Genomic DNA, 25,808 nt, shown 5'->3' on the forward strand with positions numbered 1-25,808 from the left:
CATTAACCGGTAGTAATAGTACCTAATAATCATATGATTATAAAAACCCATACTATTATTACCGGTTAATGACCAAATACTGACAACCTATTAGGAAATATTTAACTATATTTACATAGCCAACTAATTTTCCTATGAACTTCCATATCTATCGTCCTGCAGACAGCTTACATCCTTATGTAAAGCATTATTACTACTGGCACGATGATACAACAGGGGTGATCACATTACCACAAAGCCTGTTATCATTAGGTGATCAGTACATGGTTTTCCTCCAGGAAGGAGAAGTAACCTGCCAGCCTTGCCATCATACCGCCTTTACATTACCTAAAACAACTGTGATAGGGCATTTTACATGCTCCAGCCAGCTGAAGGTGAAGGGGCCGGTAAAGGTGATAATCGTACAGTTGAATGCCTATGGCAGCCACCGCATGCTGGGCATTGACATGCACGCTATCAGCAATTACTACCGCGACCTGAGCAAGCTGCCCGGTCATAACTGGCAGCAATTAGCCAACCAACTGGCCAGCGCAGACGCCGGACAGGTATCTGCCCTGCTGGATGAGGCCCTGCAAAGCGCCATGCAGCAACAGGCTTATGCCCGCCACGAGGTAGAAAACGTAGCCGATTATTTGGAGCAGCAGAACGGGCATGTAAACATGTCGCAGCTGGCTGCCCGCTTCCAGTTATCCAAACCTACCCTGGAAAGGATGTTTATGGAAGTGGTAGGATTACCGCCCAGGCTGTATGCACAGATGCTGCGCTTCAAGAAATCTATGCGCCTGATGCAGCAGATGAGCATGCCGCAATGGCAACCCGCGATGGACAATGCACAGTATTATAACGATGCCGTGCTGCGCCAGGATTATGTATACTTTAATGGTCAAACGCCCTCTTTCTTCTCGCCCGCAGGCGCTGCCATAGCGCAGATGCCGGCACAGACGGGAATAGCGGTAGCGTGATCCATAAAAAATAAAAAAGTGTGAAAGGTAAAACCCGAATGGTTACCACGCGGTAGCTATTCCCGTTTTACCTTTTTCTTTTTAGTTTTTCTTATTACTTTGACAAAACACCGGAACAATGAAAATCATGCAGACCTATAATCCATATCAATAACCATGATCACTACTGAAAAAACCGCTGCCTGGTGGCGCGAGCACCTGCAACTGCAGCCGCATATTGAAGGCGGCGCCTTCCGGGAAACCTACCGTTCCTCCTGGGTCTTACATAAATCCACCTTACCGCCCGGTATGAAGGGTAACCGGAATGCTGCTACCTGTATTTATTTCCTGCTGGAAAAAGGCGGTTTCTCTGCTTTACACCGCATTGCTGCAGATGAGATCTGGCATTTCTACGACGGCGTAACCTTAAGCATCTACGAAATTGATCCACAGGGCGGGCTCACTGTTCATAAACTGGGACGTAATGTGCATCAGGGAGAGCAGCTGCAGCTGGTGATCCCGGCCGGCAGCTGGTTTGGCGCCCGGGTTGATGAGGAGGATGGGTTTTCGCTTGTTGGCTGTACTGTGGCGCCGGGTTTTGATTTTGAGGATTTTGAGCTGGCGCAGCGCCGGCAATTGCAGGCCAGATATCCGCAGCATAAGGAGCTAATCCAGTCTTTGACAACGGATTAAGGGCGCATATTATGCATTGCCTGTGCCGGACTGGCGATAGTGGCCGTTGAATGCATTACATACAATACCAGGTCTGGATGCAGGTTTATCCGGACTGATCATATCAATTTTAACCGCTGTAACGGCGTATGCCGCGTCCGTAGCAGCAAAACGTAATTTTCCTTAGCTTACATCTATGAAAAGATTCCTCACCCTATTGGCCTTTGCTTTACTGATCCTGGTCGTATTCTGGCTGGGTAAACAGTTTGGCAGCAGAACGGTTAACCAGCAGGTGCTTAGCAACAGCCTTATCGTGCGTGAAATTGCCGAATTGTCCAGCCTGGAAGTACAGGGCAATGCCAGTATTAAAAGTAGCAATCTGGCGGGCGATGGCAGCTGGTACGACAACCTGAAAAAGGTGTTCCAGGAAAATACTGTCTGGGTGTCTATCCCTTATCTGGCCAAATATGGCGTGGATGTGAATGAAAAGAACTTTAAGGTGTCCGTAACGGACAAAAAAATAACGGTGACCCTGCCGGCCCCTAAACTGCTTAGTTATGAGCTGAAGGTGGATAAGATGGAAACCTCCAACCGCAAGGGCTGGTTCCTGTTCCAGGACGATGAGACCTATACCGATGTTCAGAAAAAACTCTACCAGACCTCCCGTACCCAGCTGGAAACAAACAATCTTTACCTCCAGCAGTCTAAGGATAAGATCAAAAAGATCATCACCCAATATTACGATCCCTTTCTAAAGGACCATACGCTGGAAGTGGTATTTGAAGGCGGCGGGAACCAGTTGAATTGATGTGCTAATGTGCTGATATGCTAATGTGTTAATGTGGAAATTTGCACGCTGTGACGTTATTTTATGTACGGCCTACTTTTATTAGCACATTGGCATATCAGCACATCTGCACATTAACTAGGCTGCGTTCGTTGCGATATACTTCACCAGGCAACGTTTGGCGATGGGCAGCAATGTTTCATCCAACGGCACTACCAGGCGGGTATGCACATGGTACACGGCCGGGTTGGGCATTTTTCTGCGCTGACGGATCAGGATCGTTTTAATGTGCTCGCAGGAGTGCACCAGGTCTTTTTGATAGGCCTCAATGTACTGCGTGTGAATGCCCCGGTATTTCTCGTCGTGCCGCTCAAAAATGGTAAGCCGGTACTCGTATACCAGCGTATCCCGGCGGCGGCCGTCTGACAGGAACAGGTAGCCTTCCTGCGTATCCAGGGGGATAAGGCCTACGGGCGCAATATCCATGCTGTCCTCTACCTGCTCATAGATCTCCGTGCCTTCTTTGATCGTGTGGTTCAGCTTTTTCATGGCATAGTGGATAATGTGCTCCAGCTCCTGCATGAGCTCGTCGTCTGCGATCATTTGCTCGTAGAGCAATTGCAGCCTTTCCATGTTGATGGCGGTGAGGCGTTTGGGAAAATGCTGCTGGATAAATTGTTTGTTTTCCCGGAAAGCCACCAGGTTGTTGTAGTGGAAGATCACATCCGCCAGTTGCGGGTAAAGCTTATGCTCATTGAAGTACAGGTTGATCTCCTGCAGGTAGGCGAGTAAAGTGTACTTTTTCTGCTCAAAATCAATGTAGCCGTCTGCGAACCATGTTTCACTCAATACACCCATAACAATAAAATTTAATGGATTATATCTTAAATTTACAAAAAAAAGAGCAGAAAAACTGCCTCATATTTGGAATTCATACCATCTTAATGAATAATTAAAAAACACTGAAACCCTTACCTGTGCAGCATTAGAGGTACTTCCACAGTACCTCCGGGGCTTGTTTTAAGAAATAGTTGACAAGGTGGCGTGTTTTATCAAAGTAATTTCTTTATCTTCAGTATTATTTTTCATTTTTTTAATCTTTTAGTCATGAACATTTACGTAGCCAACCTGCATTATAGGTTGAACGATGAGGACCTTCACCAGATATTCAGCGAATTTGGGGAAGTGACCTCCGCTAAAATCATTAAGGACCACGAAACTGGCCGTTCCCGCGGTTTTGGATTTGTGGAGATGCCTAACCAGGAAGAAGGAAGTAAGGCTATGAATAGTTTGAATGGCACTGAGATTGAAGGCAAACAATTAATGGTAAACGAAGCTAGACCTAAACAACCGAATAATAACTTCAGAAGTGGTGGCGGAAACCGTGGTGGCGGTGGATATGGCGGCGGCGGACGCGATCGTCGCTATTAATTTTACTGGTTATTTATTCTATTGCGCCAGGTTTTTCAAGGCCAAAGAAACTAATTAAAGAGCCGTCCTGTAATGTTACAGGGCGGCTCTTTGTTTTGTGCCTCCGGGTACCTGTCTTTACCCGGGCCACCGGCAATGATATATTTGAAGTACCATTGTTCAGAAAGAATGGCGCCGCCTGCATTTTTGAAACCCCACCCTTTTGCTGTTGACGATACCGTTGTATTGGCAGGTAACAACAGGTTAGATTCACAAAAGAGCGCATTACCCGTAAAAGCGGCGCCATGTAGTTTAAGATATGTTTGCAGAAGGCAGCTAACCGGTTACGTTGCCGCCCCGGCATCCCTCCCTCCGCGTATGCTTTAGGCACAGGCACGGAGGGTGGACACCGTAATATTCAGAGGATATGGAACACATAATAAAGAGCTATGCCCGGCTTACAGATACCTGCAGGCTGGCCGTTCTCCGCTAACTGTAATGAGAGGAAACTTTTGGGCGCGAAGGCTGTAAAAAGACCTCTTGTGATGATCAGTAACAAATGGATACGGTAACACATAGTTTTTCATAACACCATAGGGCCTGTTGCAAGGTCTGAAGGGTTATTTATTTAACAATATTACGCCGGTTTATCATGCAAACCGCCACTTATAATAGTGGTTATCAATGCTTAGCACTTATATGCTGCTACTCATAATAGTGACCGTTACAGGTTATTCATACAGATCCGCGATACCAGCTCTGACTTGGAAGAAACATTCAGTTTCTGATAGATCTTCTTCAGGTGGTGATTGATCGTGAATACGGATAAATGCAGACGGTCTGCCATTACTTTATAGGAATACCCCTCTTTCAGGAGCGACAGCAATTCATACTCTCTTTCTGTTAATTTATACCTTACCGGCTGTAATGGGTCCTGGTTGATGTGGCTGATAAGCTGGCAGGCCGCTCTTGGCGACAATGCGCAGCCGTAGGTGGCGGCATCCAGTATGCCCTGATAAATATCGGCCAGCCGCCCTGTTTTTACCAGGTAGCCGTGGGCTCCTTCTTTTACGCAGCGTACTACATATTGTTTTTCATCGTGGGCGGTAAGCATGATGATCTTTGCTTCGGGAAACGCTTCGCGCAGCTGGTAAATGCCCTCAATGCCAGACATACCCGGCAGCATTACATCCAGCAGCACGACCTGTGCTTCCATGTCCTGGGGAGACAAAGCAGCAAATTCCTCCATAGATTTACAGGCAAATACTACCCGGCAATCCGGCAGGTCCTCCAGGTATTCCTTGTAGCTGTTAAGCTGGAAATAGTTGTCCTCGATGATTCCAACGTTAATCATATGATAGATGAGTAGGATATGTATTGCGGCTAAATTTCATAGGTTGACTCTCTTTCCTTTCAAATATATCATCCCGTGATATATGCGCTCTTGTACTACGTAAATTACTGTCATTTACCCGCTAAATGGTTAACGCGATGTTAATGGGCGCAGAACATTTGTGTTAGGCGTACGCTGCCCAATAGTAGGGGTGAAAAAGTGGATGGGTGGTGGCGCGGAGACAAAAAAAGGGTGTATCAACCTGTGATACACCCTCCTGCCTGCAAAGCCGGCATTATTTATTAATATTCTTTTTCCGGATCAAAGCTTTCCAGCTCCTGGGCTACAGCGCTCAGGAAGGTGGAGCCCAGCGCGCCATCTACAATACGGTGATCGTAGGAGAGCGACAAGTACATCATATGGCGGATAGCGATGGAATCGCCATGTTCTGTTTCTATAACAACCGGGCGTTTTTTAATGGCGCCTACCGCCAGGATCGCTACCTGGGGCTGGTTGATGATAGGCGTGCCCATTAAGCTGCCAAAAGTGCCTACGTTGGTGAGCGTAAAGGTACCGTTCTGGGTATCATCCGGTTTCAGGCGGTTCTGGCGGGCCGCATTGGCCAGGTGGTTCACCTGCCGGGTAAGGCCTACCAGGTTAAGCATATCTGCATTCCGGATCACCGGTACGATCAGGTTGCCGGAGGGCAGGGCCGTTGCCATACCTATATTGATATCTTTTTTCAGGATGATCTTGTCGCCTTCCAGGGAGCAGTTTACCAGCGGGAAGCGTTTGATACATTTTACCAGGGCCTCTATGAACAGGGGGGTAAAAGTGAGCTTCTCCCCTTCCCTGCGCTCAAAATCCTTCTTAACGGTATCGCGCCATTTTACCATGTGGGTCACATCTGCTTCCGCAAAGCTGGTCACATGGGGGCTGGTATGTTTGCTGCGTACCATATGGTCTGCGATCAGCTTACGCATACGGTCCATCTCAATGATCTCGACATTACCGCCAGTGCTGCCATTATAATTAGGCGCAGTGGTGGTAGCGGGCAATTGCGGCTCTACCGGGATGGTATGGGTGGCAGTGGGCGCAGTAGTGGCGGCAGGCACTTCCTGTACCGGCGTAACCGGTGTCACCGGCTGTTTGCCTTGTTTACGCGCATCCACATATTGCAGTATATCTTTTTTGGTTACCCGGCCTTCGTTGCCGCTGCCTGGTATCTTTTCCAGCTCCGCAAAGCTTACGCCTTCCTGCTGGGCAATGGTCAGTACCAGGGGGGAATAAAAGCGGGGGCTACCCGTAGTGAATTTCGGCTCTATGGGCTGTGCGGTGGCGGCGGGTGCTGCCGTACTGGTATAGTGTACCTCTACCGCATCTTCCGTAACGTGGTGTGCTGCAGGGGCGGCCTCCCGGGCGGGAGATACGGACGGTATGTCCGCCGTACCGGCTGTGCTGATACGGGCGATGACCGCCCCTACTGGTACAACTTCGTTCTCTGCAAAAAGTAATTCGGTAATTTCCCCGTCGGCAATGGAGGGCACCTCACTATCCACTTTGTCCGTAGCAATTTCAAGCACGGTCTCATCCGCTTTCACGTGATCACCGGGCTTTTTATGCCAGCGTAATATCGTGGCTTCCATAATGCTTTCCCCCATTTTGGGCATTACCAGTTCTACAATGGCCATAAGATCTATTTTAGTGTTTAGCTGGCAACAAATGTAAGGTTAATGTGTGAATATGCGCATGGCTGCATCCTCATAGCAGTTTTCTCAGTTCATTCATGGCATAGATGGCTGTCATCTGGATATTTCGTTCGCGGTCATACATCAGCCGGAATTTTACGACCGTCATTTTCTCCGCGCTGCCAGCGCCTACCCATACGGTGCCCACAGGTTTCTCCGGGCTGCCGCCATCAGGCCCCATAATACCGGATACTGCGATCACATAATCGGTACCCAGCAGCTTGAGGGCGCCGGTTACCATTTCCCGTACTGTTTCCTCGCTTACCGCCCCATGCGCTTCCAGGGTGGCGGCGCTTACGCCCAGCATTTTCATCTTCATTTCGTTGCTGTAGGTGACTACGCTGCCGGTATAATAGGCGGAGCTGCCTGCCACCGCGGTGATATTATGCGCAATATAGCCGCCGGTGCAGCTTTCTGCCGTGCCCACGGTTTTGCCCTTTTCCTTTAACAGGCGGCCCAGCACTTCTCCCATGGGAATGTCTTCGTCATACACGACAATCTCCGCCAGCAAGTCCTTCATTTCATGGAAAAGCAGGGATAGTTCCGCGGCGGTGGATACCTTATCCTCGCCCAGGGCTGTAAGCCGCAGCTTCAGCAGGCCATAGCTGGGCAGGTAGGCCAGTTTGATATGCGGGGGCAGCTTAGCCTCGAACTGCAGTAGTTTTTCTGCCACAAAAGACTCGCCCATACCGGAAGTAAGCAAGGTCTGGTGCATCACGGCCTTTGTCTGGAACTGCTCCTGCAGGCGGGGGATGACATGATCCTGCATGATGCCTTTCATTTCATGCGGCACGCCCGGCATAGAAACGAATACCTTGCCGTCCTTTTCGAACCACATACCCGGGGCCAGTCCCCAGTTGTTTAACAGCACCGTGCAGGAATCAGGTACCAGGGCCTGGTCTATATTCCGCTGCAGGATGGGCAGCCCCCTGCTTTCGAAAAGCTGCATCAAACGTTGGAGGGTGGGTTCGTGCTGCACCATCTCTCCCCCAAAATACTCCCACAGGGTAGGTTTGGTAATATCATCCGCCGTGGGGCCTAATCCACCGGTGATGAGTATAATATCAGCAGTGGCGCTTTCAGCGTCCAGCGCATCCAGGATGGCCTCCCGCGTATCCCCTACGGCTACACGGCGCTGTACCCATATACCCATGCCGTTCAGTTGCTGTGCCATCCAGGCGGAGTTGGTGTCTATGGTCTGTCCTATGAGCAATTCATCCCCAATGGTGATGATGCTGGCTGTTATCTTTTCCACGCGTAATGGTTTTTAGATACGAAAGGAGCAAAATTAGGGAGTAAAACCTTGTAAAACACAATTATTCAGCGGGAGGGGGAACCAGGTGGCTGCAAGCTGCCTGGCATGAAAAGGGCCAGCCAGATCACCGGCCAGCCCTGATATCTTTGATCTGTTAGCGGATCTACTGGAAAAACGGCGCTAATTTCTCCCTTAATACCGGGGGCATATCAGCTTTCTTTTTGGTAACGGTATCTATGAATACCAGCGTGGTAACGCCTACATTCAACAACTCCCCTTTCTCATTATACAGCTCTGAATGGAACTGTATCTTATGATGGGCAGGTAATTCTTTTAGTGTAGTCTTTACGGTTACCAGATCGTCATAGAGGGCCGGCCGCAGGTATTTGGTATGCAGTTCCGCCACCGGCAGCATAATACCCTGCTCCTCCATTTCCTTATAGCTAACGCCCAGCGTACGCAGGGCCTCTACGCGGCCCACTTCGTAATAGAGGGCATAATTGCCGTAATACATATAACCCATCTGGTCTGTTTCTCCGTAACGTACACGTATCTGGATGGTAGCAGTAAACATATCTATCCTCCTATCAAATTGTCAACACTCACTTTACCAGGCCCGCAGAACAGGATCACAACGAATGCGGCCAGGAACATGATGGCTTTTTCCTTTACGTCTATAGCGTCATTTGCATGGATCATAAAGATCGCCACGCTCAGCCCAACGATCAGCGGAATGGCAGCCAGGCGCGTAAGCAGGCCCAATATCACAAATACGCCGCAAAATACCTCTGAAAAAACTATCAACCCCAGGGAAGCTGTTCTGCCTATATGAAACGGATCCGGGAACTTCTGAGAAACGGCCGCAAAATTCATGAGTTTAGGCCATCCGTGAGTGAGTATCAGCCCCCCAAACACCAGCCGTGTCAGGAGCAGGGAAAAATGTACAGTACCATTGGTTAAACCGGCTGAAAACAGTTTTCTCATAGAATTTAAAAATGGTTTAATTCTTGCTTTGGTTAATTTCGTCGCAAGATAGGGCAATACGCCTATGCCGTGGGTTCAGAGTTATCCACATTGCTGTAGATAAGCAATACCAGGCAGAAAAGTATAAACTTTTATATTTGCTACCATTGATTGAGCGTTATTGGGTTATCTGTTTTCCTGAATTCGTCCCGTTTTATCTGATCATTGATGCCGGCTGATATTAATCTCCTGATTGTCAATACCAATAACGGGACATTTGCGTTAACAGATAAGCCCTACACCTTTTTATAAGAGTCGCCGGTTGTTAGCCGTTAGCCGCAAGTAGAACGTGTGGGGATAGTCCGCCGTTTATCATCTGCCGCCAACGGCTACCGCCAACAAACAAATAAACACAGAGCATGCAGTTCATAAGAAAGATCGTGGTTTCCGGACAGTTGTATTTATCCCTCCTGGCCTTTGCCGGCGCCGGCTTATTGGCCATTCCTACTGCCCGGGCGCAACAAACACGCATTTACACTGATCCTGATAAAGTTTTCAAGGATGCGCAACAACTGTTTCAGCAGGAAAAGTATGGCGTATCTATGCAGCTTTTCCACCAGGTGATCGAGAATATCGACTATTTCCAGGAAACCAACCGGAACCTGGTAAAAACGGATGCTCAGTACTATTACATTGTTTGCGCGCTTAAACTGCAGCAGCCTAATGGAGAAAAGCTGGCCCTCGATTTTGTGGAACATGGTAATAACAATGCCCGCGAACAGCTGGTAAGCTATCAGTTGGCCAAATACTACTTCCACAAAAACATGTTCCAGGAAGCTATTCCCTACTACGAAAAAGCTAATATCGACAACCTGTCCAACAGTGAGATAGCAGACGCGAAATTTGAGCTGGCGTATTGCTATTTTAATGTGAAGGATTTCAAAAAAGCGCAGCCATTATTTGGCGATATCCGGGAAATAGAAGGCAAGTACTACGTACCCGCCAATTATTACTACGGTTTTATTGCCTATAATAACAAACAATATAACGAGGCCCTGGCCAGCTTTAAACGCGTGGAACAGGATCCTAAATACAGCGGTATTGTACCCTACTATATTGCCGAGATCTATTATTTCCAGGGTAAACGCGACCAGGTGATCAGCTACGGAGAGCCCCTGCTGAAGAAAGGCGATATCTACTACGATGCGGAGCTCAAACAATTGCTGGGACACGCGTATTTCGAGAAAAAGGACTACAAAAAAGCCCTGCCCTACCTGCAGGAATACCAGGACCAGGCGGAGGAAGTACGGAAAGAAGATGTATACCAACTCTCCTACTGTTATTACCAAACGGGGAATTACAATAAAGCCATCAACGGGTTTAAACAGCTGAGCAGCGAAAAAGACTCCCTGGGCCAGAACTCCATGTACCTGCTGGGCGACTGTTACCTGCGTACCAATCAAAAAGCCAATGCCCGTAATGCATTTGCCTTTGGCGCCCGTAACAACTCCAACCCGCAGCAGCAGGAAATATCCCGCTTCAACTATGGCAAACTTTCTTATGAACTGGGGTATTCTGATGTGGCGCTTACGGAACTTACCAATTTCGTGAACACCTACCCGCAGTCCACCTATAATAAAGAGGCCCGCGAAATACTGGTGGGCCTGCTGGTCAATACCAATAACTATGCGGACGCCCTTGCCACGATAGAAGCCATCAGGGACAAAAGCCCCACCGTGCTGCGGGCTTACCAACGGGTAGCCTATGGCAGGGCCACCCAATTGATCAACGACGGCCAGCTAACAGAGGCAGACCGCCTGCTGGATGTGGCCATTGGCAACCCCTATGATAAGAACATTAAACAGCTGGCTCATTTCTGGAAGGCGGAGATCGCCATCCGTCAGCAACGTACAGATAATGCGATCGTGAACCTGAACACCTATCTGACCGGCAGCGTACCTGCTTCCGGCGAGGCCAATGCTCCAACCGCCAGCTATAATATGGGCTATGCCCTGTTAAAAAAAGAGGACTACACGCACGCCCTCCAGCATTTCCAGGCAGCGCAAAAGGCCAGCGGCCCTAATGCAGGCCGTATCAACAACGACGCCCTGCTGCGCAGCGCGGACTGTTATTATATGCTGAAGGATTTCCCCAAGGCTACCGCATTATACGACCGGGTGATCGCCAATAACGACCCCGGATCAGATTATGCTACCTATCAGAAAAGTATCATCCTGGGCATTCAGGGCAAATACACAGAAAAGCTGGCCCTGCTAAAACAGCTGGGAGATAAATATCCGGCATCCGGCTTTGGCAATGACGCCGACCTGGAGATCGCCAATACCTACCTGGCAGATGAAAAATATACAGAGGCCATCCCCTTCCTGGAGCGGGTGCTGCAAAAACAGCCCAACGGCCCCAACGCACCGCGTGCATTGGTAAAGCTGGGATTAAGCTATTATAATAAGGATAATGACAGCAAGGCTTTATCCTACTATCGCCAGGTGATAGATAAGTACCCTAACTCGCCGGAGGCCAATGAGGCCCTGCAGAGCCTCAAGGATATCTATGTAAGCCAGGGCAAAACAGATGAATATGTGGCCCTGCTGAAAGCCAGCGGCAGAACGGTGACCGCTTCCTCCGCGGATTCCCTGGCCTATGCCACCGCAGAGACCCGGTTTACCAGCGGGGACTGCAAAGGCGCCATCCCGGCGTTCAACAACTATATACAGCAGTATCCCAACGGCCAGTTTATCATGCCGGCTTATTTTTACCGCTCAGAGTGCGCATACAACAGCAATGATTATACGACCGCGCTGCCGGGTTATGAGTACATACTGGCCGGTAACACCAGCCTGTATGCAGAGCGTTCTGCCCTGCAGGCCGCCAATATCAATTTTTACCAGGTTAAGAACTACGAAAAAGCGCGCAATTACTACCTGCAGCTACAGGATCTGAGCACCAGTAAGGAAAATACACAGACGGCCACCCGCGGCCTGCTGCGCAGCAATTATGAGCTGAAACACTGGGACGAAACGGCCAACTATGCAGAGGTACTGCTGTCCAGCTCCAGCCTGAGCACAGACGACCAGATCCTGGCGCATTTTTACCTGGGCAGGGCCCAGCAGGAGCAAAAGCAGTATGACGATGCCATTAACGAGTTTAAAACAGTGGCTGGCCTTACCAAATCCGAGACCGGGGCTGAAGCCCGCTATTATACCGGCGTGAGCTACCTGCTGAAGAATGACCTGGAAAATGCAGAAAAAGCAGGTTTTGACGTGATCAAGAACACGCCCTCCTACGGCACCTGGGTGGCTAAATCCTATATACTGTTAGGGGATGTATACACCCAGCAGAAAGATTATTTCAATGCCAAAGCTACTTTCCAGAGCCTGGCAGAGAACTGCCCCATACCAGAGCTGAAACAGGAAGCCAAAGACAAACTGGCTAAAGTAGAAGCAGAGGAAAAGGCGGAATCAAAGATCAGGACCCAGCCTTAATACAGTCCCCAACGGGACCAGGAGCAAATTGTAAAGTTGAATAAATCATAAAAGCGCATAAATGAACGGTAACATCAAATATATAAGCAGGTGGGGATTGATGGGGATGATGGCAGTATTTTCACTGCAGCAGTCTGCACACGCGCAGGATTCACTGAAACAGGAAACGATCGACATTATATCCACCTATCAGCCCAAACTGCGCGATGCGGCCAAGCTGAACCTGACGGCATCCCTGCCGGGCGCAGATACTGCGCGTCCACGGTTGCTGTATGAGGTGCCTGCCCTTAACCTGTATTTCATGTACCAGCCCGTGCCACTGAAGCCGCTGGCCCTGGGCAGGGATACGCTGAGCCCCCTGCAGAATAACTTCATCAAGGCGGGTTTTGGCAACTACCGTACACCATTGATACAGGCAGGTTTTGGCAGCAACCGGAATGATAAATTCAATTTTGGCCTGTATGGCAATTTCACCTCTTCCAAAGGGGATATCAAGAACCAGGACTATAGTGCGCTGAACGTGCTGGCCTCCGGCACCTATTTTTCTCCCCTGTTCGAGATCAACGGCAGCGTGGGCTTTGACCGGAATGTGATCCATTACTACGGTTATGATCATACCCTGTACGACCTGAAAGCCGGCGATGTAAAACAGGCTTTTAACCAGGGTACCATTACCGTAGGGTTAAAGAACCGCGTACAGAATGACTGGGCCTTCAGGATTGCGCCCCGGGCCAAATTCATGGTGTTTAATGACGCTTTTGACCGTAAGGAGAACACCGTGATCATTAATGCGCCGGTTACCAAACAGCTGGTGCAGGACCTGTACCTGAAAGCAGAAGGCGTTTTTGACCTTTCTACCTTTAAAGAGGGAGACCAAAAGCAGATCAATAATAATGTGGTGGCCATTCACCCGGCGCTGGAACTGGTAAAACCCGGTTTTATGCTGCATGCCGGCGTAAATCCTACCTGGACCAACAGCAAATTCTACCTGCTGCCAGATATCGTGAATGAGTCCCATATCCTCCGTAAGAAAGTGATCCTGAGCAGCGGTTGGATCTCCTATATCGATAAAAACAGCTACCGGAACCTGGCTAACAAGAATCCCTTTATTGGCCAATACCCGGCCATGGGCGGCCTGCTGAATACCCGCGTGGAGGAAAAATACACCGGTATTAAAGGTACCCTGGGCAGCCATTTTAATTATAATACCAAGTTTGCCGCGGTTACCTGGTATAACCTGCCCCTGTTCGTGAACGATACCCTGCCCATGCATAACACCTTCTTTATGAAGAATGAAGAGAAGCTGACTGCATTCCAGCTGCATGCGGAAGTGGGTTATATAGAGGAAGAGAAATTCCAGCTGCGCCTTACCGGCGACTGGTTTAACTATAACAAACAGACCTCAGAGGTAAAACCCTGGGGGCTGGTACCTTTCCAGGCCAACGCCTTTGCCCAGTATACCTTTGCTAAAAAGCTGCACCTGAACGCCAACCTGTATGCTTTAAGCGGCAGCTATTACCAGCTACCCAACCTGGATTTTGACAAAACCAAGGGCGCATGGGACCTGAATGCCGGCGCGGACTACGATATAGGCCGTTATTTCAATGTTTGGGTGAACGCTAACAACCTGTTTAACACGCATTACCAGCGTTGGAACGGGTATCCCACCTATGGTTTTAATATAGTAGGGGGCATAATGATTAAATTTTAAGTTGTAAACTTGCGCAATAATCATAAACGACCTTGATATTACAGCAATACATCCAGGATGTACTTTTCAGACAACAAGTGTGCATAGTGCCCGGTTTAGGCACTTTCACGCTTCAGTATTCCCCCGCCAGGTATAATGCAGTGGACAGAAGCCTGGACCCGCCTGCACAGCAGGTTACCTTTGAAGAAAACTGGACAGACGACGGCTCCTGCGTGGAATGGATCTCCCTGAAGGAGAACCTGGTATCCTCCGTAGCGCAGTTAAAGCTGGACAAATATATTAATGCGCTGAAGGCGGACCTGCAGAACGGTCAGCCGCTAGACCTGCCGGGCATCGGCACCCTGCAGCTCAACTCCCAGGGGCATATTGTCTTCCGGGAAGAGGCCCTGCCCAGCAGACCTGATACCTTGCAGCTGCGGCAGGTAAACTTTTCTGACCCGGCGCCCAGCTGGACGCCACCGGCCTCCACACCGCCTCCCCCGGTTGATACTTATACGCCACCACCGGTAACTCCGGCGTACCAGGAGCCGGCATATCAAGCGCCTGCCTACCAGGAGCCGGCCTACACGCCGCCCGCGGACCCAACACCCACGCCCGCAGCCAGCTCGCAATATGCAGCAGAACAGCCGCCTACCCCGGCGCCCGTTCCACCATGGGAACAGGAGGAGCAACAATCCCGTTTCAGGTGGTGGTGGGTAGCCATTCCTATTGCAGCCGCGCTGTTAGCTACCGCTATCTGGTGGTTTGTGAATAATCAGTCATCGCTGGCGGCAGATAATAACACGGAAGAAACGGCGCCGCCTGTGATCCCCGCGGACACCATGTCTATGCCACAAGAGGTAACGCCTATTGATACGGGTACCGCGCCGGTGACTTTTAAGCCAACGGACACCTTAAAATACCTGGTAGTATTTGCTGAGTATACGAATGGACGGGCTAACGCTGAAAAAAGAGCGAGTCAATTAAAGAGGTGTTGCAATGTAAATGTTAGTATGGATTATATAGGCAGGGACTCCTCCACCGTGAGGCTGTCCGTGCCTTTCCGCTCATTGGCAGCCGATACGGCTGCCAATATAAAAACTGTTCAAGTGAATTACGCCCAGAAGTTTAAGGCGTACCTGGAGTTGATAAAATAGTCAAAAGGCACTAGCCGCATTTCAATAGTCCCCTATCCTACCCCTATTATCCCATTTCCTTACCTACGATCTCTAACCCTTCCGCAAAACTATGTGGTTCATACCCTAGTTCCTGTACCGCCTTGTCTATAACGAAGCCTGTTTTGGCGGGACGTTTGGCTGGTTGTACAAAGGTCTTGGCGTTCACCTTTTCGATAAGACGGACATCCAGCTTAAAGAAATTGGCTGTCTGTATGGCCATGTCATATGGAGAGAGCATTTCCTTGCCGGAGATATGGAATACGCCGTTGCTGCGTTTATCCGCCACCAGCTTGCAGCCGGTAGCCAGGTCCTGTACCAGGGTAGGCGTGCGCCACTGATCGTCTACCACTTTTATCTTTTTGCCCTGCTGCAGGTTGTTTTTCACCCAGGAGATAATATTGCTGCGCTGCATATCGAACGCAGTGCCGTACACCAATACCGTGCGTACAATGGCCCAGGGCACTTTGCAGTTCTTCACCATGCGCTCCGCGGCCACCTTGCTGGCGCCGTAATAGCTAAGGGGGTTGGGGTGGTCATCCTCCCGGTAGGGGCCTTCGAGCCCATCGAAAATAAAGTCTGTGGAAAGAAAGATAAAGAAGGCGTTATGTTTCTCCGCCGCCTGGATCAGGTAGCGTGTAGCCGCTACGTTGGTATCCCAGCAGGCGTCTTTATTGCGTTCGCATTCGTCTACCTGTGTCATGGCTGCCGCATGGATGATCACATCCGGTTGATGCTTTTCCAGCAGCTGCTGGGCGCTTACCGCATTCCGCAGGTTCACGGACTCGTATGTATAGCCATGTTGTGATGGGAGGCGGTTTACGCCGCGGCCCACCGCAATTACCTCATAGCGTTCGTCCTGTATAAAAAGCGGTAACAGATGTTGTCCTAATAAACCATTACTTCCTGTGATTAAAACCTTCATAGCAGCCATTTAATTAAAATTACGAAATGCGAAGCATTCCCGAACGCTTTTAGAAATATTTATGAGGCGGGTTCCATCACGGTGTATACGTTTAATGGCAAAGCAGTATCCTGCACCCTTCCAGGTGCAGGATACTTAATATGTTATTACTTCATGGTCATACCCAGGTTATACAACGTAAACGCCCACACATCCGTGGCTTCATCTATGAGCTTGGAGGTAGGTTTGCCAGCCCCGTGGCCAGCCTGTGTTTCTATACGTATCAACGCGGGGTTAGGCCCTTTCTGGGCCGCCTGCAGGGTGGCGGCAAACTTAAAGGAATGCGCCGGCACCACGCGGTCGTCATGATCTGCGGTGGTGACCAGGGTGGCTGGGTAAGCCGTACCAGGCTTGATATTATGCAAAGGCGAGTATTTGATCAGGTACTTAAAGTCCTCCGGTTTGTCGCTGCTGCCGTATTCTACTACCCAGGCCCAGCCAATGGTGAACTTTTGGTAACGCAGCATATCCATCACGCCTACCGCGGGCAGGGCCACTTTGAACAGGTCTGGCCGCTGGGTCATACAGGCGCCTATCAGCAGCCCGCCGTTGGAGCCGCCCCGGATGGCAATACGGGCCGGGTTGGTATATTTTTGCCTTACCAGGAACTCCGCCGCCCCTATGAAATCGTCAAACACATTCTGTTTATGGTCCAGCATACCGGCTTTATGCCAGGCCTCGCCATATTCACTGCCACCACGCAGGTTTACCACGGCATAAATACCGCCCTGCTCCATAAAGAAGAGGTTAGACACGTTAAAGCCCGGCGTCATGGGGATATTGAAGCCCCCATACCCGTACAGCAGTACCGGGTTATTGCCGTCCATTTTCAGTCCTTTTTTGTAAGAAAGGAAGATGGGTACCCGGGCGCCGTCCTTACTCATGAAAAATACCTGTTTGGTCTCGTACTCATCCGGGTTGAACTGTACTACCGGCTTGTCATACAGGGTGGATTTGCCTGTGGCGATATCGTACCGGTAGATGGTACCGGGCGTAGTATAGGAGGTAAAAGTGTAGAAAAAGGACTTTTGCTCCTTCCTGCTGCCAAATCCGGATACGGACCCGATGCCCGGCAACGCCACCTCTTTATGCGTAACCTTAGCGGGATTGTCTATATTATATTCATATACACGCTCTGCGGCGTCTTTCAGGTAGCTTACAAATAAGCGGCCCCCGGCGGTATTTGCCCCGGCCAGCGCTTCCGGTTTTTCCGGTACAATGGTTTGCCAGTGCTCTTTTTCCGGGTGTTTAGGGTCGATGAGCACCACTTTATAGTTGGGCGCATCATGGTTGGTGCGCACCAGCAGCTTACCGCCCAGGTTATCGATCACCTCCGGCTCAAAGTCAAAGCCTTTGATCAGCATCTTAAAGCCTTGCTGGCTGGCATCCTGCAGGTCGCGGTACTGCAATTCCGCACCGGAAGTGCCTTCAGATGTGTTGAGGATCAGGAAGCGCTCATCCTCCGTTGCGTGTACACCGGCATTACGGAGCGGATGTTCCTTATCTACATATACCAGCTCATCCTGGTCCTGGGGCGTGCCCAGGCGGTGGTAGTATACCTTATGGAACTCATTTTTACCGGAGAGTTTGCTTTTTTCATCCGGCGCATCATAGCGGCTGTAGTAGAAGCCATTACCTTTCCAGGACAGGCCGCTGAATTTGATCCAGTCCAGCTTGTCGGATAGCAGCTCTTTAGTAGCTACATCCATCACAAAACCCTGTTGCCAGTCAGATCCGGCGCCTGCCAGCAGATAGGCCATATACCTATTATCGTTGGAAAAGCTCATATTGCCCAGGGCGGTAGTACCGGCGCTGGACAGTTTATTAGGGTCCAGGAATACCTCTGGCGGGCCATCCAGGCCTTTTTTGCGGTACAGTACAGCCTGGTTCTGCAAACCGTCGTTCTTAAAAAAGTAGTAATAATCGCCCCGTTGGAACGGCGCCCCGCTCCGCGGATAGTTCCAGAGGGTCGAAAGCCGTTTGTGGATAGCGTCCCGGAAAGGGATCTTTTCCAGGTAGGCCTGTGTTACGGTGTTCTGCTCCTTTACCCAGGCAGCAGTCGCCTCGCTGTGATCGTCTTCCAGCCAGCGGTAAGGGTCTGCGACCTTTACGCCGTGGTAATCATCAATAGTATCTGTCTTTTGTGTAACCGGGTATACTAATCCGGGTGTTTCCTGTGCCGCTGCACTGCCTGTTAAAATGCTCATAAGTAAGATTAGTATAGGTTCATAACCTTTTTTTTGCATATCTGAGGTTTTTATAAAAAATTCCTGCTTTGTTTAATGAAAATTGAAAATTTAGGTTATTTCATCTGATAACTGTTAGGAAACAAATTCCAAAATGTTATTTTTGTGCGCCCTTTTGGTGTTTTTTTAACTATCTAAAATAACCACAGGGAAGATAAATATTATATCCTGAATGAAAAAAGTGAACAACATTGCGGTTCTTACTTCCGGCGGAGATGCCCCAGGCATGAACGCGGCCGTAAGAGCAGTTGTAAGAACAGGTATTTACCATCAGATGAACGTGTACGGCGTTATGTATGGCTACCGGGGCATGTTAAAGAACGAGATTCTGCCAATGGAATCCAAATCTGTGGCGAACATCATACAACGGGGTGGCACTATCCTGAAGACGGCCCGCTGTATGGAGTTCTATGAGCCGGAAGGCAGAAAGAAAGCCTACGAGAACCTGAAAAAGCATAATATCGACGGTCTGGTGGTGATCGGTGGGGACGGATCTTTTAAAGGAGCACAGAAATTCTCAAAGGAATTTGATATACCCTGTATAGGGTTGCCAGGCACTATCGACAAGGATATTGCCGGTACGGATTTTACCATCGGTTTCGATACTGCTGTAAATACCGCCATAGAAGCAATTGACAAGATCCGCGACACCGCAGATGCGCATGACCGCCTTTTCATTATTGAGGTAATGGGCCGCGACGCCGGTTATATTGCCCTGTACAGCGGTATTGGCACAGGCGCGGAGCATATCATGATGCCGGAGCATAAGGCCGATGTGCAGGATATCATTGCAGACCTGCAGGCCAACGAGCGCCGCCGCAAGCTGGTGAACCTGATCGTAGTGGCAGAAGGCCATGAGACCGGGGGCGCCAATGAGGTGGCAGAAATGATCAAACACCAGTTGCCAAATGCAGATACCAGGGTATGCATCCTGGGCCATATCCAGCGGGGTGGCACACCTACCTGTCAGGACCGTATACTGGCCAGCCGTATGGGCTATGCCGCAGTAAACGCCCTGATAGAAGGCAACCATAATGTAATGGTAGGCATCGTAAACAACAAAATCCATTATACACCGCTGGATCACGCAGTAAAAGCCAAAGAGGAAATGGATCCGGAATGGTTCAAGATGTGTAAAATTCTAGCGAGTTAAAAATAAGCGTATGAGTACAAAGGATTTATCCAAATATTACCACAAGCAGATGGATCATGAGGCATCCAGAGAACATTCCACGCATAAGACTAAGATCGTTGCCACTGTTGGTCCTGCTTGCGACACCTATGAGAAGTTACTGGCGCTGGTACAAGCTGGCGTAAATGTGTTCCGTCTGAACTTTTCACACGGCGCGCATGAGGATAAACTCCGTATTATCGGACATATCCGCCAGATTAACCAAACGGAGCCTTACAACGTAGCCATACTGGCCGATCTGCAGGGTCCCAAACTGCGCGTAGGCGAAATTGAGAATAACGCGCTGCCCCTGAAGGCCGGCGATATCCTCACTTTCGTAAACGAGAAAGTGGTGGGCACTATGGAAAGGATCTATGTATCCTACGAAAACCTGCACAGGGATGTAAAGCCCGGTCAGAAGATCCTGCTGGATGACGGTAAGATCGAGACGGTGGTAAAAGAGATCACGCCGGCCGGCGAGATCAAGGCTGAAGTGAGCCTGCCCGGCGTACTGTCCTCCAAAAAAGGCTTTAACCTGCCGGATACCAAGGTTTCCCTGCCCGCCCTGACAGAAAAGGACCTGATTGACCTGGAATTCATCATTGACCAGGAATGTGATTGGGTAGCCCTCTCCTTTGTGCGTCACGTAAAGGACCTGATGGACCTGCGTAAGAAGCTGAAGGAACGCAATTCCAAGATCAAGATCATCTCCAAAATAGAAAAGCCGGAGGCTATCCAGAACCTGAAAGAGATCATCTGGGAAAGCGATGGCGTAATGATCGCCCGCGGCGACCTGGGTGTGGAGCTGCCCGTAGAGCAGATCCCGATGATCCAGAAAGACATCATCCGCAAATGTATACACCGTGCAAAACCGGTGATCGTTGCTACGCAGATGATGGAAAGCATGATAGATCGTACACGCCCTAACCGTAGCGAGATCACTGACGTGGCCAACGCGGTACTGGAAGGCGCTGATGCGGTGATGCTGAGCGGCGAAACTGCTACCGGCCAGTTCCCCGTACTGGTAATACAGACCATGAAAAAGATCATTGCGGAAGTAGAGAAAGAAGAAGTGATCTACAACCGTAACCTGATACCTCACCGTCACTCTGCTACCTTCCTGAGCGATGCGCTTTGCTACAACGCCTGTAAGATAGCGGAAGACCTGGATGCAGATGCACTGATAGGTATGACGCAGAGCGGTTACACTGGCTTTATGCTTAGCAGCTACCGTCCGCGCTCTCCGCTGTATATCTTCACCAAGGAAAGATCACTGGTAAACCAGCTGAGCTTAAGCTGGGGTGTACGCGCCTTCTACTATGCAGAAGAAGAGAGCCTGGATGATATCATCCTTGATCAGATCAATATCCTAAAGGAAAGAGGTTTTATCAAAGGCGAAGATATCGTGGTAAATACCGGCAGTACCCCGGTAAAAGAACACCTGCCTACCAACGTGCTTAAGATCACCAGGGTGCAGGAATAAACAGCTATCGTTTTGTTGAAAATAACGGCGGGTGTATCGGTTGATACACCCGCTTTTTTATTGTCGGCATCATATACCTATCGTACAAATATTAACTGTGGATTAGCAATAATCACGATCCTGGCCACACATTAACATCCGGTTAACCTTGTGTTTAACAACGCATTAACCCTTTATCCGATTTCCTTTGCGAATTTTGGATCATAATGTTGCTCTTGAAATAGTACACGAATTTTTTCAGACAGGAGATATTTTATAACGCCAACCATTGTACTAAGCACCATTCTTACGATAACCAAAACAATCTAATTGTCATGTTATTTCCACGCAAATCCCATGAAATGGAACTCAGTATTATCAGCCGGATCCCCGTTGCATTTAAACCATATTTTATCCGTGGCGCGCAAAGGCTTTATTATTGCGATGACAGGCGAACTGTTTTTTCCCAGTATATTATGCTGAAAGACGTTACGTTATGGTATCATGTTATTACCGTAACGGAACTGGTAGAAGTAAGCCCCTTGTCACTTGAACCAGGGCTCAAGCTCAATTTCATGTTAAGCGAGATCAAAGCAGAAGCGGCCCTTAACGCGGCGGAAAAAGTGATGTTGGTACCCGGACAGGCTAACCTGTTCCTGGTGGGCGATGGTTTAAACTATGCACAGCTGCCACCAGGCCGGCATATATTCTTTCATATAGATCTTAAGGAAAGTACCGTAATGAAATTATCGGGCAACCCGGCTGCCGCCAGCATGTTACAGGCTATAAAGGATGCAGGAGCCCGCGGAGGCGGACATATTAACATGGACCGGCCCATAACTACCAATGCGCGCTGCAGCTCACTGATAAAAGATATACGCCAGCATAAGTATACCGGAAAAGCGGCCGGCGTATACCTGTTGAAAAAGGCAAAACAGTTACTGGAATCCTTTATGAAAGACTTTTCCGGTTTGTATCCCATACCGGATGTACCGCTAACGCCGGAGGCAATTTGCAAAGTGGATGAGATAACGGATTATCTGAAGAAATACCTGAGTAAACCACTTTCCATCCCCCATTTATGTAAAATGCTGCAAGTAAAGGATCCTGAATTGCTTTTGAACCAGTTTACCAGGCTAAATGGCATCCCGCTAGCAGAATTTGATCACCATAGCCGGATGGAAATGTCATTTGAAGACGTAGTGGAAACCTTTACCACTTTGCCTACTATCGCCCGTAATCTGGGATATAACAACCGGCGTGAATTTCGCAGGGCGTTTAAATCCTATTTTGATTGTCACCCGGAATCACTACGTAAACGGGGCGGCGGAAAGGGATTAAAATATTGAGGAGCTTTTGCCTCAGCAGGATGATATCATCGCGGCGGTTGCATGCTGTACCATGTTCCTGACAGCATCCGCGCGTAATACACATTTTACTCCGGACGGCATTTTTTGCCTGCATTTGCGTTATACCACCGCTCATAAAACCCTGGGCACTGTTATTGTTATAAACCCTAAATTTGGGCCCTTAAACCAGGTTTTATGGGGAACTTTAAGAGTGTGTACCCGTACACGCAGGAAACCATAGCTGAGTATGCAGCACACACGCCGCAGGAAGTAGAAAAGAAACTGGCGCTGGGCGATGCCATTTTCCGGCAGCTGGGGCAGGTATCCCTGCAGCAACGTTGTGACTGGATGATGCAGGTAGCCGCACTGTTAAAGGAGCAGGCCAATGAGCACGCTACCATCATTACCCGCGAAATGGGTAAAACACTGAAGGAAGCAAAGGCTGAAGTGCTGAAATGCGCCGTAAGCGCGGAATACTACGCCCAACACATAGCCGGCATGTTACAACCCAAACCCGTTCCATCGGACGCCGGCAATAGTTACGAAGCCAATAACAGTTATATAGCATACCAGCCCAAAGGTATTATACTGGCTATAATGCCCTGGAACTACCCGTACTGGCAGGTATTCCGCTTTGCCATTCCCAACCTGCTGGCGGGCAATACAGGCGTGCTTAAACACGCCAGCAATGTAAGCGGTTGCGCGCTGGCTATTGAACGGCTTTTCCTGGAAGCGGGTTTTCCGGAAGGCGCTTTTCAGGCGTTGTTGTTATCATCTAAAGATATAGAGCCCATTATAGCCGACGACCGCGTACAGGGCGTAACGCTTACTGGCAGCACACCTGCCGGTAAAAACGTGGGACAGCTGGCCGGTAAGTACATAAAAAAGAGCGTGCTGGAGCTGGGCGGCAGCGATCCTTTTGTGGTGCTGAAAGACGCCGATCTGGACGCGGCGGCCGCAGTAGCCGTAAAAGGCCGTATGCAAAACGCCGGACAATCCTGCATTGCCGCCAAGCGCTGGATAGTGGAAAACGCGGTAGCGGCAGACTTTACGCATAAAGTAACCGCATTGGTGCAACAGCTGCATCAGGGAGATCCCTTTGCGGAGGCTAACCAGATGGGGCCTATGGCCCGTCCCGATCTGGCAGAAGAGCTGGATAAACAATTACAGCAAAGCCTGCAGCAAGGCGCTACCCTGCTGGCCGGCGGAAAATATGAAGGCTGTAACTTTGCCCCTACCCTGCTTGCAGGCGTACGGCCCGGTATGGCCGCGTTTGACGAAGAGACCTTTGGCCCACTGGGTACCATTATCACGGCAAAGGATGAACAGGAAGCCATTGCGCTGGCAAACCATCCTAGCTTTGGGCTCGGCGCCGCCTTATGGACCCGGGATCTTGAAAAGGCCAAACAACTGGCCAGCCGGATCGAGAGCGGCAGCGTATTTATCAATGAGCTCATGCATTCTGATCCGCACCTGCCATTTGGCGGCATTAAACAATCTGGTTATGGAAGAGAGCTTGCTTCAGAAGGCGCACACGAATTCCTGAATATCAAAACCATCTATCTGAAATAAATATTCTCTCTTCCCTATCTACTATGAAGCAACAACAAACTAAACCTGTGCACTATTCACCTTACATTACTATAAGCCGGGAAGAATGGTCCAAACAAAGGGATGATGCCGTCATTAATTTCGAGAATGACATTGCCAAACTGCAAGGTCTCAACGAGCCTTTAACGTCTGAAGAGATCCTGCAGGTATACCTGCCGCTTTCGCGATTACTGAACCTGCATGTAACCGCCGCACAACAGCTGCATGCTACTACCAGCCGTTTCCTTAACAACCACACGCATAAGGTGCCGTATATTATTGGCATCGCCGGTAGCGTGGCTGTTGGCAAAAGCACTACCGCCCGCGTATTACAGCGTTTACTGGCTGCATGGCCTAATCATCCGCGCGTAGACCTGGTTACTACAGATGGGTTCCTGTTCCCTAATAAAGTGCTGGAGCAAAAGGGACTGATGAACCGCAAAGGCTTTCCGGAAAGTTATGATATACGAAGGCTGATACAGTTCCTGGCCAATGTAAAATCCGGTATGGAAAAAGTAGGCGCGCCCATGTATTCCCACCTGGAGTATGATGTGCAACAACATCAGCAGCAGTGGATAGAAACGCCGGATATTGTGATCGTAGAAGGTATTAACGTGCTGCAGGTAAGGGCCCGCCCGCAGCGGGAGCCAGCCGTATTTGTTTCTGATTTCTTTGACTTCTCCATTTATGTGCATGCCGCAGAAAAAGATCTGCGGGAATGGTATATAGCGCGTTTTGAATCACTACGCGCTACAGCATTCCAGGACCCGCATTCCTATTTTCACCGTTATGCGCATCTGTCAGACGACGAAACGGTAGCCATGGCTACACATATCTGGAACGAGATCAACAAACCTAACCTGGAACAGAATATTGAGCCTACGCGCTACCGCGCCAGCCTTATATTGGAGAAAGGCAGTCATCACATGGTACAATCTATCCAGCTAAGGAAAACTTAAATACAGATCTTTCTGCTGTTGCTCATGCGTTGCAATAGTATTTGTATAACATATAACGCAAACGGTTATCCGCTATTTATAATTTCTCCCTTCTCACAAATTCACCACTTACTTATTGCACATAAAAAAGGTTCCGGCTTATCACCGGAACCTTCCACGATCGTGGGGTAGATTACTTTACTATCCTACCCACTGATTCACATGCGTACCACTGCCGGAAGTCAGCTCCCGTGCGGAAATGGTGAATGTGATGGTCATTGGGTTCGGATTGTCTGAATCAAAGCTTTCTTCAAACTTTACGAGATACCCTTCTTTGAAGTTTACCTCTTTTAATTTAGAGTCTGAATCTCTTTTGTAGAAGGTAATTTTTCCATCTTTTCTTTCAAAGTTGTTTACCATCCACTCAAAGAGATCAGTTTCGCCTGTTGACTCTACTGTCAAACGAATACGGCCTCCACGGGTTATTGCAGAAGGACGGCCTGTCGCGTCCACCTCCTGGCTGAGGTCATAGCTGCAATGTTTTACAACGAATTTTTTGCCAGCGACTTCAAATTCTGACTTGAAGGACATGGGTTAAATGTTTAAGGTTACCA

The 25,808-nt window shown here is 49.3% G+C and carries 21 protein-coding genes; 12 read left to right on the forward strand and 9 right to left on the reverse strand.

Annotated features, from left to right (window positions below; all coding sequences use genetic code 11):
* Window positions 1–134: 134 nt before the first annotated feature.
* From F0L74_RS14550 to F0L74_RS14560, 3 genes are all read left to right on the forward strand, one after another.
* Complete coding sequence (locus F0L74_RS14550) at window positions 135–962, forward strand: DUF6597 domain-containing transcriptional factor (protein ID WP_149838570.1); 828 nt, start codon at window positions 135–137, stop codon at window positions 960–962.
* 156 nt (window positions 963–1,118) lie between these two features.
* On the forward strand, window positions 1,119–1,634 hold the full coding sequence (locus F0L74_RS14555; RefSeq protein ID WP_149838571.1) for a cupin domain-containing protein: 516 nt from the start codon (window positions 1,119–1,121) through the stop codon (window positions 1,632–1,634).
* Window positions 1,635–1,809: 175 nt separating this feature from the next.
* Window positions 1,810–2,421: a DUF4230 domain-containing protein gene (locus tag F0L74_RS14560; RefSeq protein WP_149838572.1), complete on the forward strand. Its 612-nt coding sequence runs from the start codon at window positions 1,810–1,812 to the stop codon at window positions 2,419–2,421.
* A 117-nt stretch (window positions 2,422–2,538) separates the two neighbouring features.
* On the opposite strand, the gene F0L74_RS14565 is transcribed toward F0L74_RS14560, so the two are convergent.
* On the reverse strand, window positions 2,539–3,258 hold the full coding sequence (locus F0L74_RS14565; RefSeq protein WP_149838573.1) for a hypothetical protein: 720 nt from the start codon (window positions 3,256–3,258) through the stop codon (window positions 2,539–2,541).
* Window positions 3,259–3,507: 249 nt separating this feature from the next.
* Here F0L74_RS14565 and rbp point away from each other — a divergent pair, with 249 nt between their 5' ends.
* Complete coding sequence (gene rbp / locus F0L74_RS14570) at window positions 3,508–3,831, forward strand: RNA-binding regulator (protein ID WP_149838574.1); 324 nt, start codon at window positions 3,508–3,510, stop codon at window positions 3,829–3,831.
* A 703-nt stretch (window positions 3,832–4,534) separates the two neighbouring features.
* Here rbp and F0L74_RS14575 read toward each other — a convergent pair.
* The 5 genes from F0L74_RS14575 to F0L74_RS14595 all read right to left on the reverse strand — a co-directional run bounded on the left by F0L74_RS14575 (window position 4,535) and on the right by F0L74_RS14595 (window position 9,130).
* Entirely contained in the window at window positions 4,535–5,164 is a 630-nt protein-coding gene (locus tag F0L74_RS14575) for a response regulator (protein ID WP_149838575.1), read from the reverse strand.
* Window positions 5,165–5,445: 281 nt separating this feature from the next.
* The gene (locus F0L74_RS14580; RefSeq protein ID WP_149838576.1) at window positions 5,446–6,834 is read right to left on the reverse strand and encodes a dihydrolipoamide acetyltransferase family protein; all 1,389 of its coding nucleotides are present in this window, start codon (window positions 6,832–6,834) and stop codon (window positions 5,446–5,448) included.
* A 70-nt stretch (window positions 6,835–6,904) separates the two neighbouring features.
* On the reverse strand, window positions 6,905–8,146 hold the full coding sequence (locus F0L74_RS14585; RefSeq protein WP_246197712.1) for a CinA family nicotinamide mononucleotide deamidase-related protein: 1,242 nt from the start codon (window positions 8,144–8,146) through the stop codon (window positions 6,905–6,907).
* Window positions 8,147–8,309: 163 nt separating this feature from the next.
* Window positions 8,310–8,720 carry an acyl-CoA thioesterase gene (locus F0L74_RS14590; protein ID WP_149838577.1) on the reverse strand — a complete coding sequence of 137 codons (411 nt, stop codon included), beginning with the start codon at window positions 8,718–8,720 and terminating at the stop codon, window positions 8,310–8,312.
* 2 nt (window positions 8,721–8,722) lie between these two features.
* On the reverse strand, window positions 8,723–9,130 hold the full coding sequence (locus F0L74_RS14595) for a DoxX family protein (protein ID WP_149838578.1): 408 nt from the start codon (window positions 9,128–9,130) through the stop codon (window positions 8,723–8,725).
* Window positions 9,131–9,528: 398 nt separating this feature from the next.
* Here F0L74_RS14595 and F0L74_RS14600 point away from each other — a divergent pair, with 398 nt between their 5' ends.
* From F0L74_RS14600 to F0L74_RS14610, 3 genes are all read left to right on the forward strand, one after another.
* Window positions 9,529–12,609 carry a tetratricopeptide repeat protein gene (locus F0L74_RS14600; protein ID WP_149838579.1) on the forward strand — a complete coding sequence of 1,027 codons (3,081 nt, stop codon included), beginning with the start codon at window positions 9,529–9,531 and terminating at the stop codon, window positions 12,607–12,609.
* A 61-nt stretch (window positions 12,610–12,670) separates the two neighbouring features.
* Window positions 12,671–14,320, forward strand: coding sequence for a TonB-dependent receptor (locus F0L74_RS14605; RefSeq protein WP_149838580.1), 1,650 nt, complete (start codon window positions 12,671–12,673; stop codon window positions 14,318–14,320).
* Window positions 14,321–14,352: 32 nt separating this feature from the next.
* The gene (locus F0L74_RS14610; protein WP_149838581.1) at window positions 14,353–15,456 is read left to right on the forward strand and encodes an HU domain-containing protein; all 1,104 of its coding nucleotides are present in this window, start codon (window positions 14,353–14,355) and stop codon (window positions 15,454–15,456) included.
* Window positions 15,457–15,502: 46 nt separating this feature from the next.
* Here F0L74_RS14610 and F0L74_RS14615 read toward each other — a convergent pair whose 3' ends face one another.
* Both F0L74_RS14615 and F0L74_RS14620 read right to left on the reverse strand, forming a co-directional pair.
* On the reverse strand, window positions 15,503–16,399 hold the full coding sequence (locus F0L74_RS14615; protein ID WP_149838582.1) for an SDR family oxidoreductase: 897 nt from the start codon (window positions 16,397–16,399) through the stop codon (window positions 15,503–15,505).
* 146 nt (window positions 16,400–16,545) lie between these two features.
* Complete coding sequence (locus F0L74_RS14620) at window positions 16,546–18,645, reverse strand: prolyl oligopeptidase family serine peptidase (protein ID WP_213086968.1); 2,100 nt, start codon at window positions 18,643–18,645, stop codon at window positions 16,546–16,548.
* Window positions 18,646–18,856: 211 nt separating this feature from the next.
* Between F0L74_RS14620 and pfkA the strand changes: the two genes are divergently transcribed.
* The 5 genes from pfkA to coaA all read left to right on the forward strand — a co-directional run bounded on the left by pfkA (window position 18,857) and on the right by coaA (window position 25,215).
* A complete protein-coding gene (pfkA, locus tag F0L74_RS14625; RefSeq protein ID WP_149838584.1) occupies window positions 18,857–19,837 on the forward strand; it encodes a 6-phosphofructokinase in 981 nt (326 codons plus the stop codon).
* Between the two features lie 10 nt (window positions 19,838–19,847).
* Window positions 19,848–21,338, forward strand: a complete 1,491-nt coding sequence (gene pyk / locus F0L74_RS14630; RefSeq protein ID WP_149838585.1) for a pyruvate kinase — start codon at window positions 19,848–19,850, stop codon at window positions 21,336–21,338.
* A gap of 341 nt (window positions 21,339–21,679) precedes the next feature.
* Window positions 21,680–22,666: a helix-turn-helix transcriptional regulator gene (locus F0L74_RS14635; RefSeq protein ID WP_149838586.1), complete on the forward strand. Its 987-nt coding sequence runs from the start codon at window positions 21,680–21,682 to the stop codon at window positions 22,664–22,666.
* A 195-nt stretch (window positions 22,667–22,861) separates the two neighbouring features.
* Entirely contained in the window at window positions 22,862–24,238 is a 1,377-nt protein-coding gene (locus F0L74_RS14640) for an NAD-dependent succinate-semialdehyde dehydrogenase (RefSeq protein WP_149838587.1), read from the forward strand.
* Between the two features lie 23 nt (window positions 24,239–24,261).
* Complete coding sequence (gene coaA / locus F0L74_RS14645) at window positions 24,262–25,215, forward strand: type I pantothenate kinase (RefSeq protein ID WP_149838588.1); 954 nt, start codon at window positions 24,262–24,264, stop codon at window positions 25,213–25,215.
* Between the two features lie 180 nt (window positions 25,216–25,395).
* On the opposite strand, the gene tssD is transcribed toward coaA, so the two are convergent.
* Window positions 25,396–25,785: a type VI secretion system tube protein TssD gene (gene tssD / locus F0L74_RS14650; RefSeq protein WP_149838589.1), complete on the reverse strand. Its 390-nt coding sequence runs from the start codon at window positions 25,783–25,785 to the stop codon at window positions 25,396–25,398.
* Window positions 25,786–25,808: the final 23 nt, after the last annotated feature.

It is taken from the genome of Chitinophaga agrisoli (assembly GCF_008386695.1).
Taxonomy (GTDB): Bacteria; Bacteroidota; Bacteroidia; order Chitinophagales; family Chitinophagaceae; genus Chitinophaga; species Chitinophaga agrisoli.

What these genes read in the sequence shown, in the direction of transcription:
- F0L74_RS14550 (WP_149838570.1), top strand. Translation starts at nt 135, where the DNA reads ATGAACTTCCATATCTATCGTCCTGCAGACAGCTTACATCCTTATGTA.
- F0L74_RS14555 (WP_149838571.1), top strand. Translation starts at nt 1,119, where the DNA reads ATGATCACTACTGAAAAAACCGCTGCCTGGTGGCGCGAGCACCTGCAA.
- F0L74_RS14560 (WP_149838572.1), top strand. Translation starts at nt 1,810, where the DNA reads ATGAAAAGATTCCTCACCCTATTGGCCTTTGCTTTACTGATCCTGGTC.
- F0L74_RS14565 (WP_149838573.1), bottom strand. Translation starts at nt 3,258, where the DNA reads ATGGGTGTATTGAGTGAAACATGGTTCGCAGACGGCTACATTGATTTT.
- rbp (WP_149838574.1), top strand. Translation starts at nt 3,508, where the DNA reads ATGAACATTTACGTAGCCAACCTGCATTATAGGTTGAACGATGAGGAC.
- F0L74_RS14575 (WP_149838575.1), bottom strand. Translation starts at nt 5,164, where the DNA reads ATGATTAACGTTGGAATCATCGAGGACAACTATTTCCAGCTTAACAGC.
- F0L74_RS14580 (WP_149838576.1), bottom strand. Translation starts at nt 6,834, where the DNA reads ATGGCCATTGTAGAACTGGTAATGCCCAAAATGGGGGAAAGCATTATG.
- F0L74_RS14590 (WP_149838577.1), bottom strand. Translation starts at nt 8,720, where the DNA reads ATGTTTACTGCTACCATCCAGATACGTGTACGTTACGGAGAAACAGAC.
- F0L74_RS14595 (WP_149838578.1), bottom strand. Translation starts at nt 9,130, where the DNA reads ATGAGAAAACTGTTTTCAGCCGGTTTAACCAATGGTACTGTACATTTT.
- F0L74_RS14600 (WP_149838579.1), top strand. Translation starts at nt 9,529, where the DNA reads ATGCAGTTCATAAGAAAGATCGTGGTTTCCGGACAGTTGTATTTATCC.
- F0L74_RS14605 (WP_149838580.1), top strand. Translation starts at nt 12,671, where the DNA reads ATGAACGGTAACATCAAATATATAAGCAGGTGGGGATTGATGGGGATG.
- F0L74_RS14615 (WP_149838582.1), bottom strand. Translation starts at nt 16,399, where the DNA reads ATGAAGGTTTTAATCACAGGAAGTAATGGTTTATTAGGACAACATCTG.
- F0L74_RS14620 (WP_213086968.1), bottom strand. Translation starts at nt 18,645, where the DNA reads ATGAGCATTTTAACAGGCAGTGCAGCGGCACAGGAAACACCCGGATTA.
- pfkA (WP_149838584.1), top strand. Translation starts at nt 18,857, where the DNA reads ATGAAAAAAGTGAACAACATTGCGGTTCTTACTTCCGGCGGAGATGCC.
- pyk (WP_149838585.1), top strand. Translation starts at nt 19,848, where the DNA reads ATGAGTACAAAGGATTTATCCAAATATTACCACAAGCAGATGGATCAT.
- F0L74_RS14635 (WP_149838586.1), top strand. Translation starts at nt 21,680, where the DNA reads ATGGAACTCAGTATTATCAGCCGGATCCCCGTTGCATTTAAACCATAT.
- F0L74_RS14640 (WP_149838587.1), top strand. Translation starts at nt 22,862, where the DNA reads ATGGGGAACTTTAAGAGTGTGTACCCGTACACGCAGGAAACCATAGCT.
- coaA (WP_149838588.1), top strand. Translation starts at nt 24,262, where the DNA reads ATGAAGCAACAACAAACTAAACCTGTGCACTATTCACCTTACATTACT.
- tssD (WP_149838589.1), bottom strand. Translation starts at nt 25,785, where the DNA reads ATGTCCTTCAAGTCAGAATTTGAAGTCGCTGGCAAAAAATTCGTTGTA.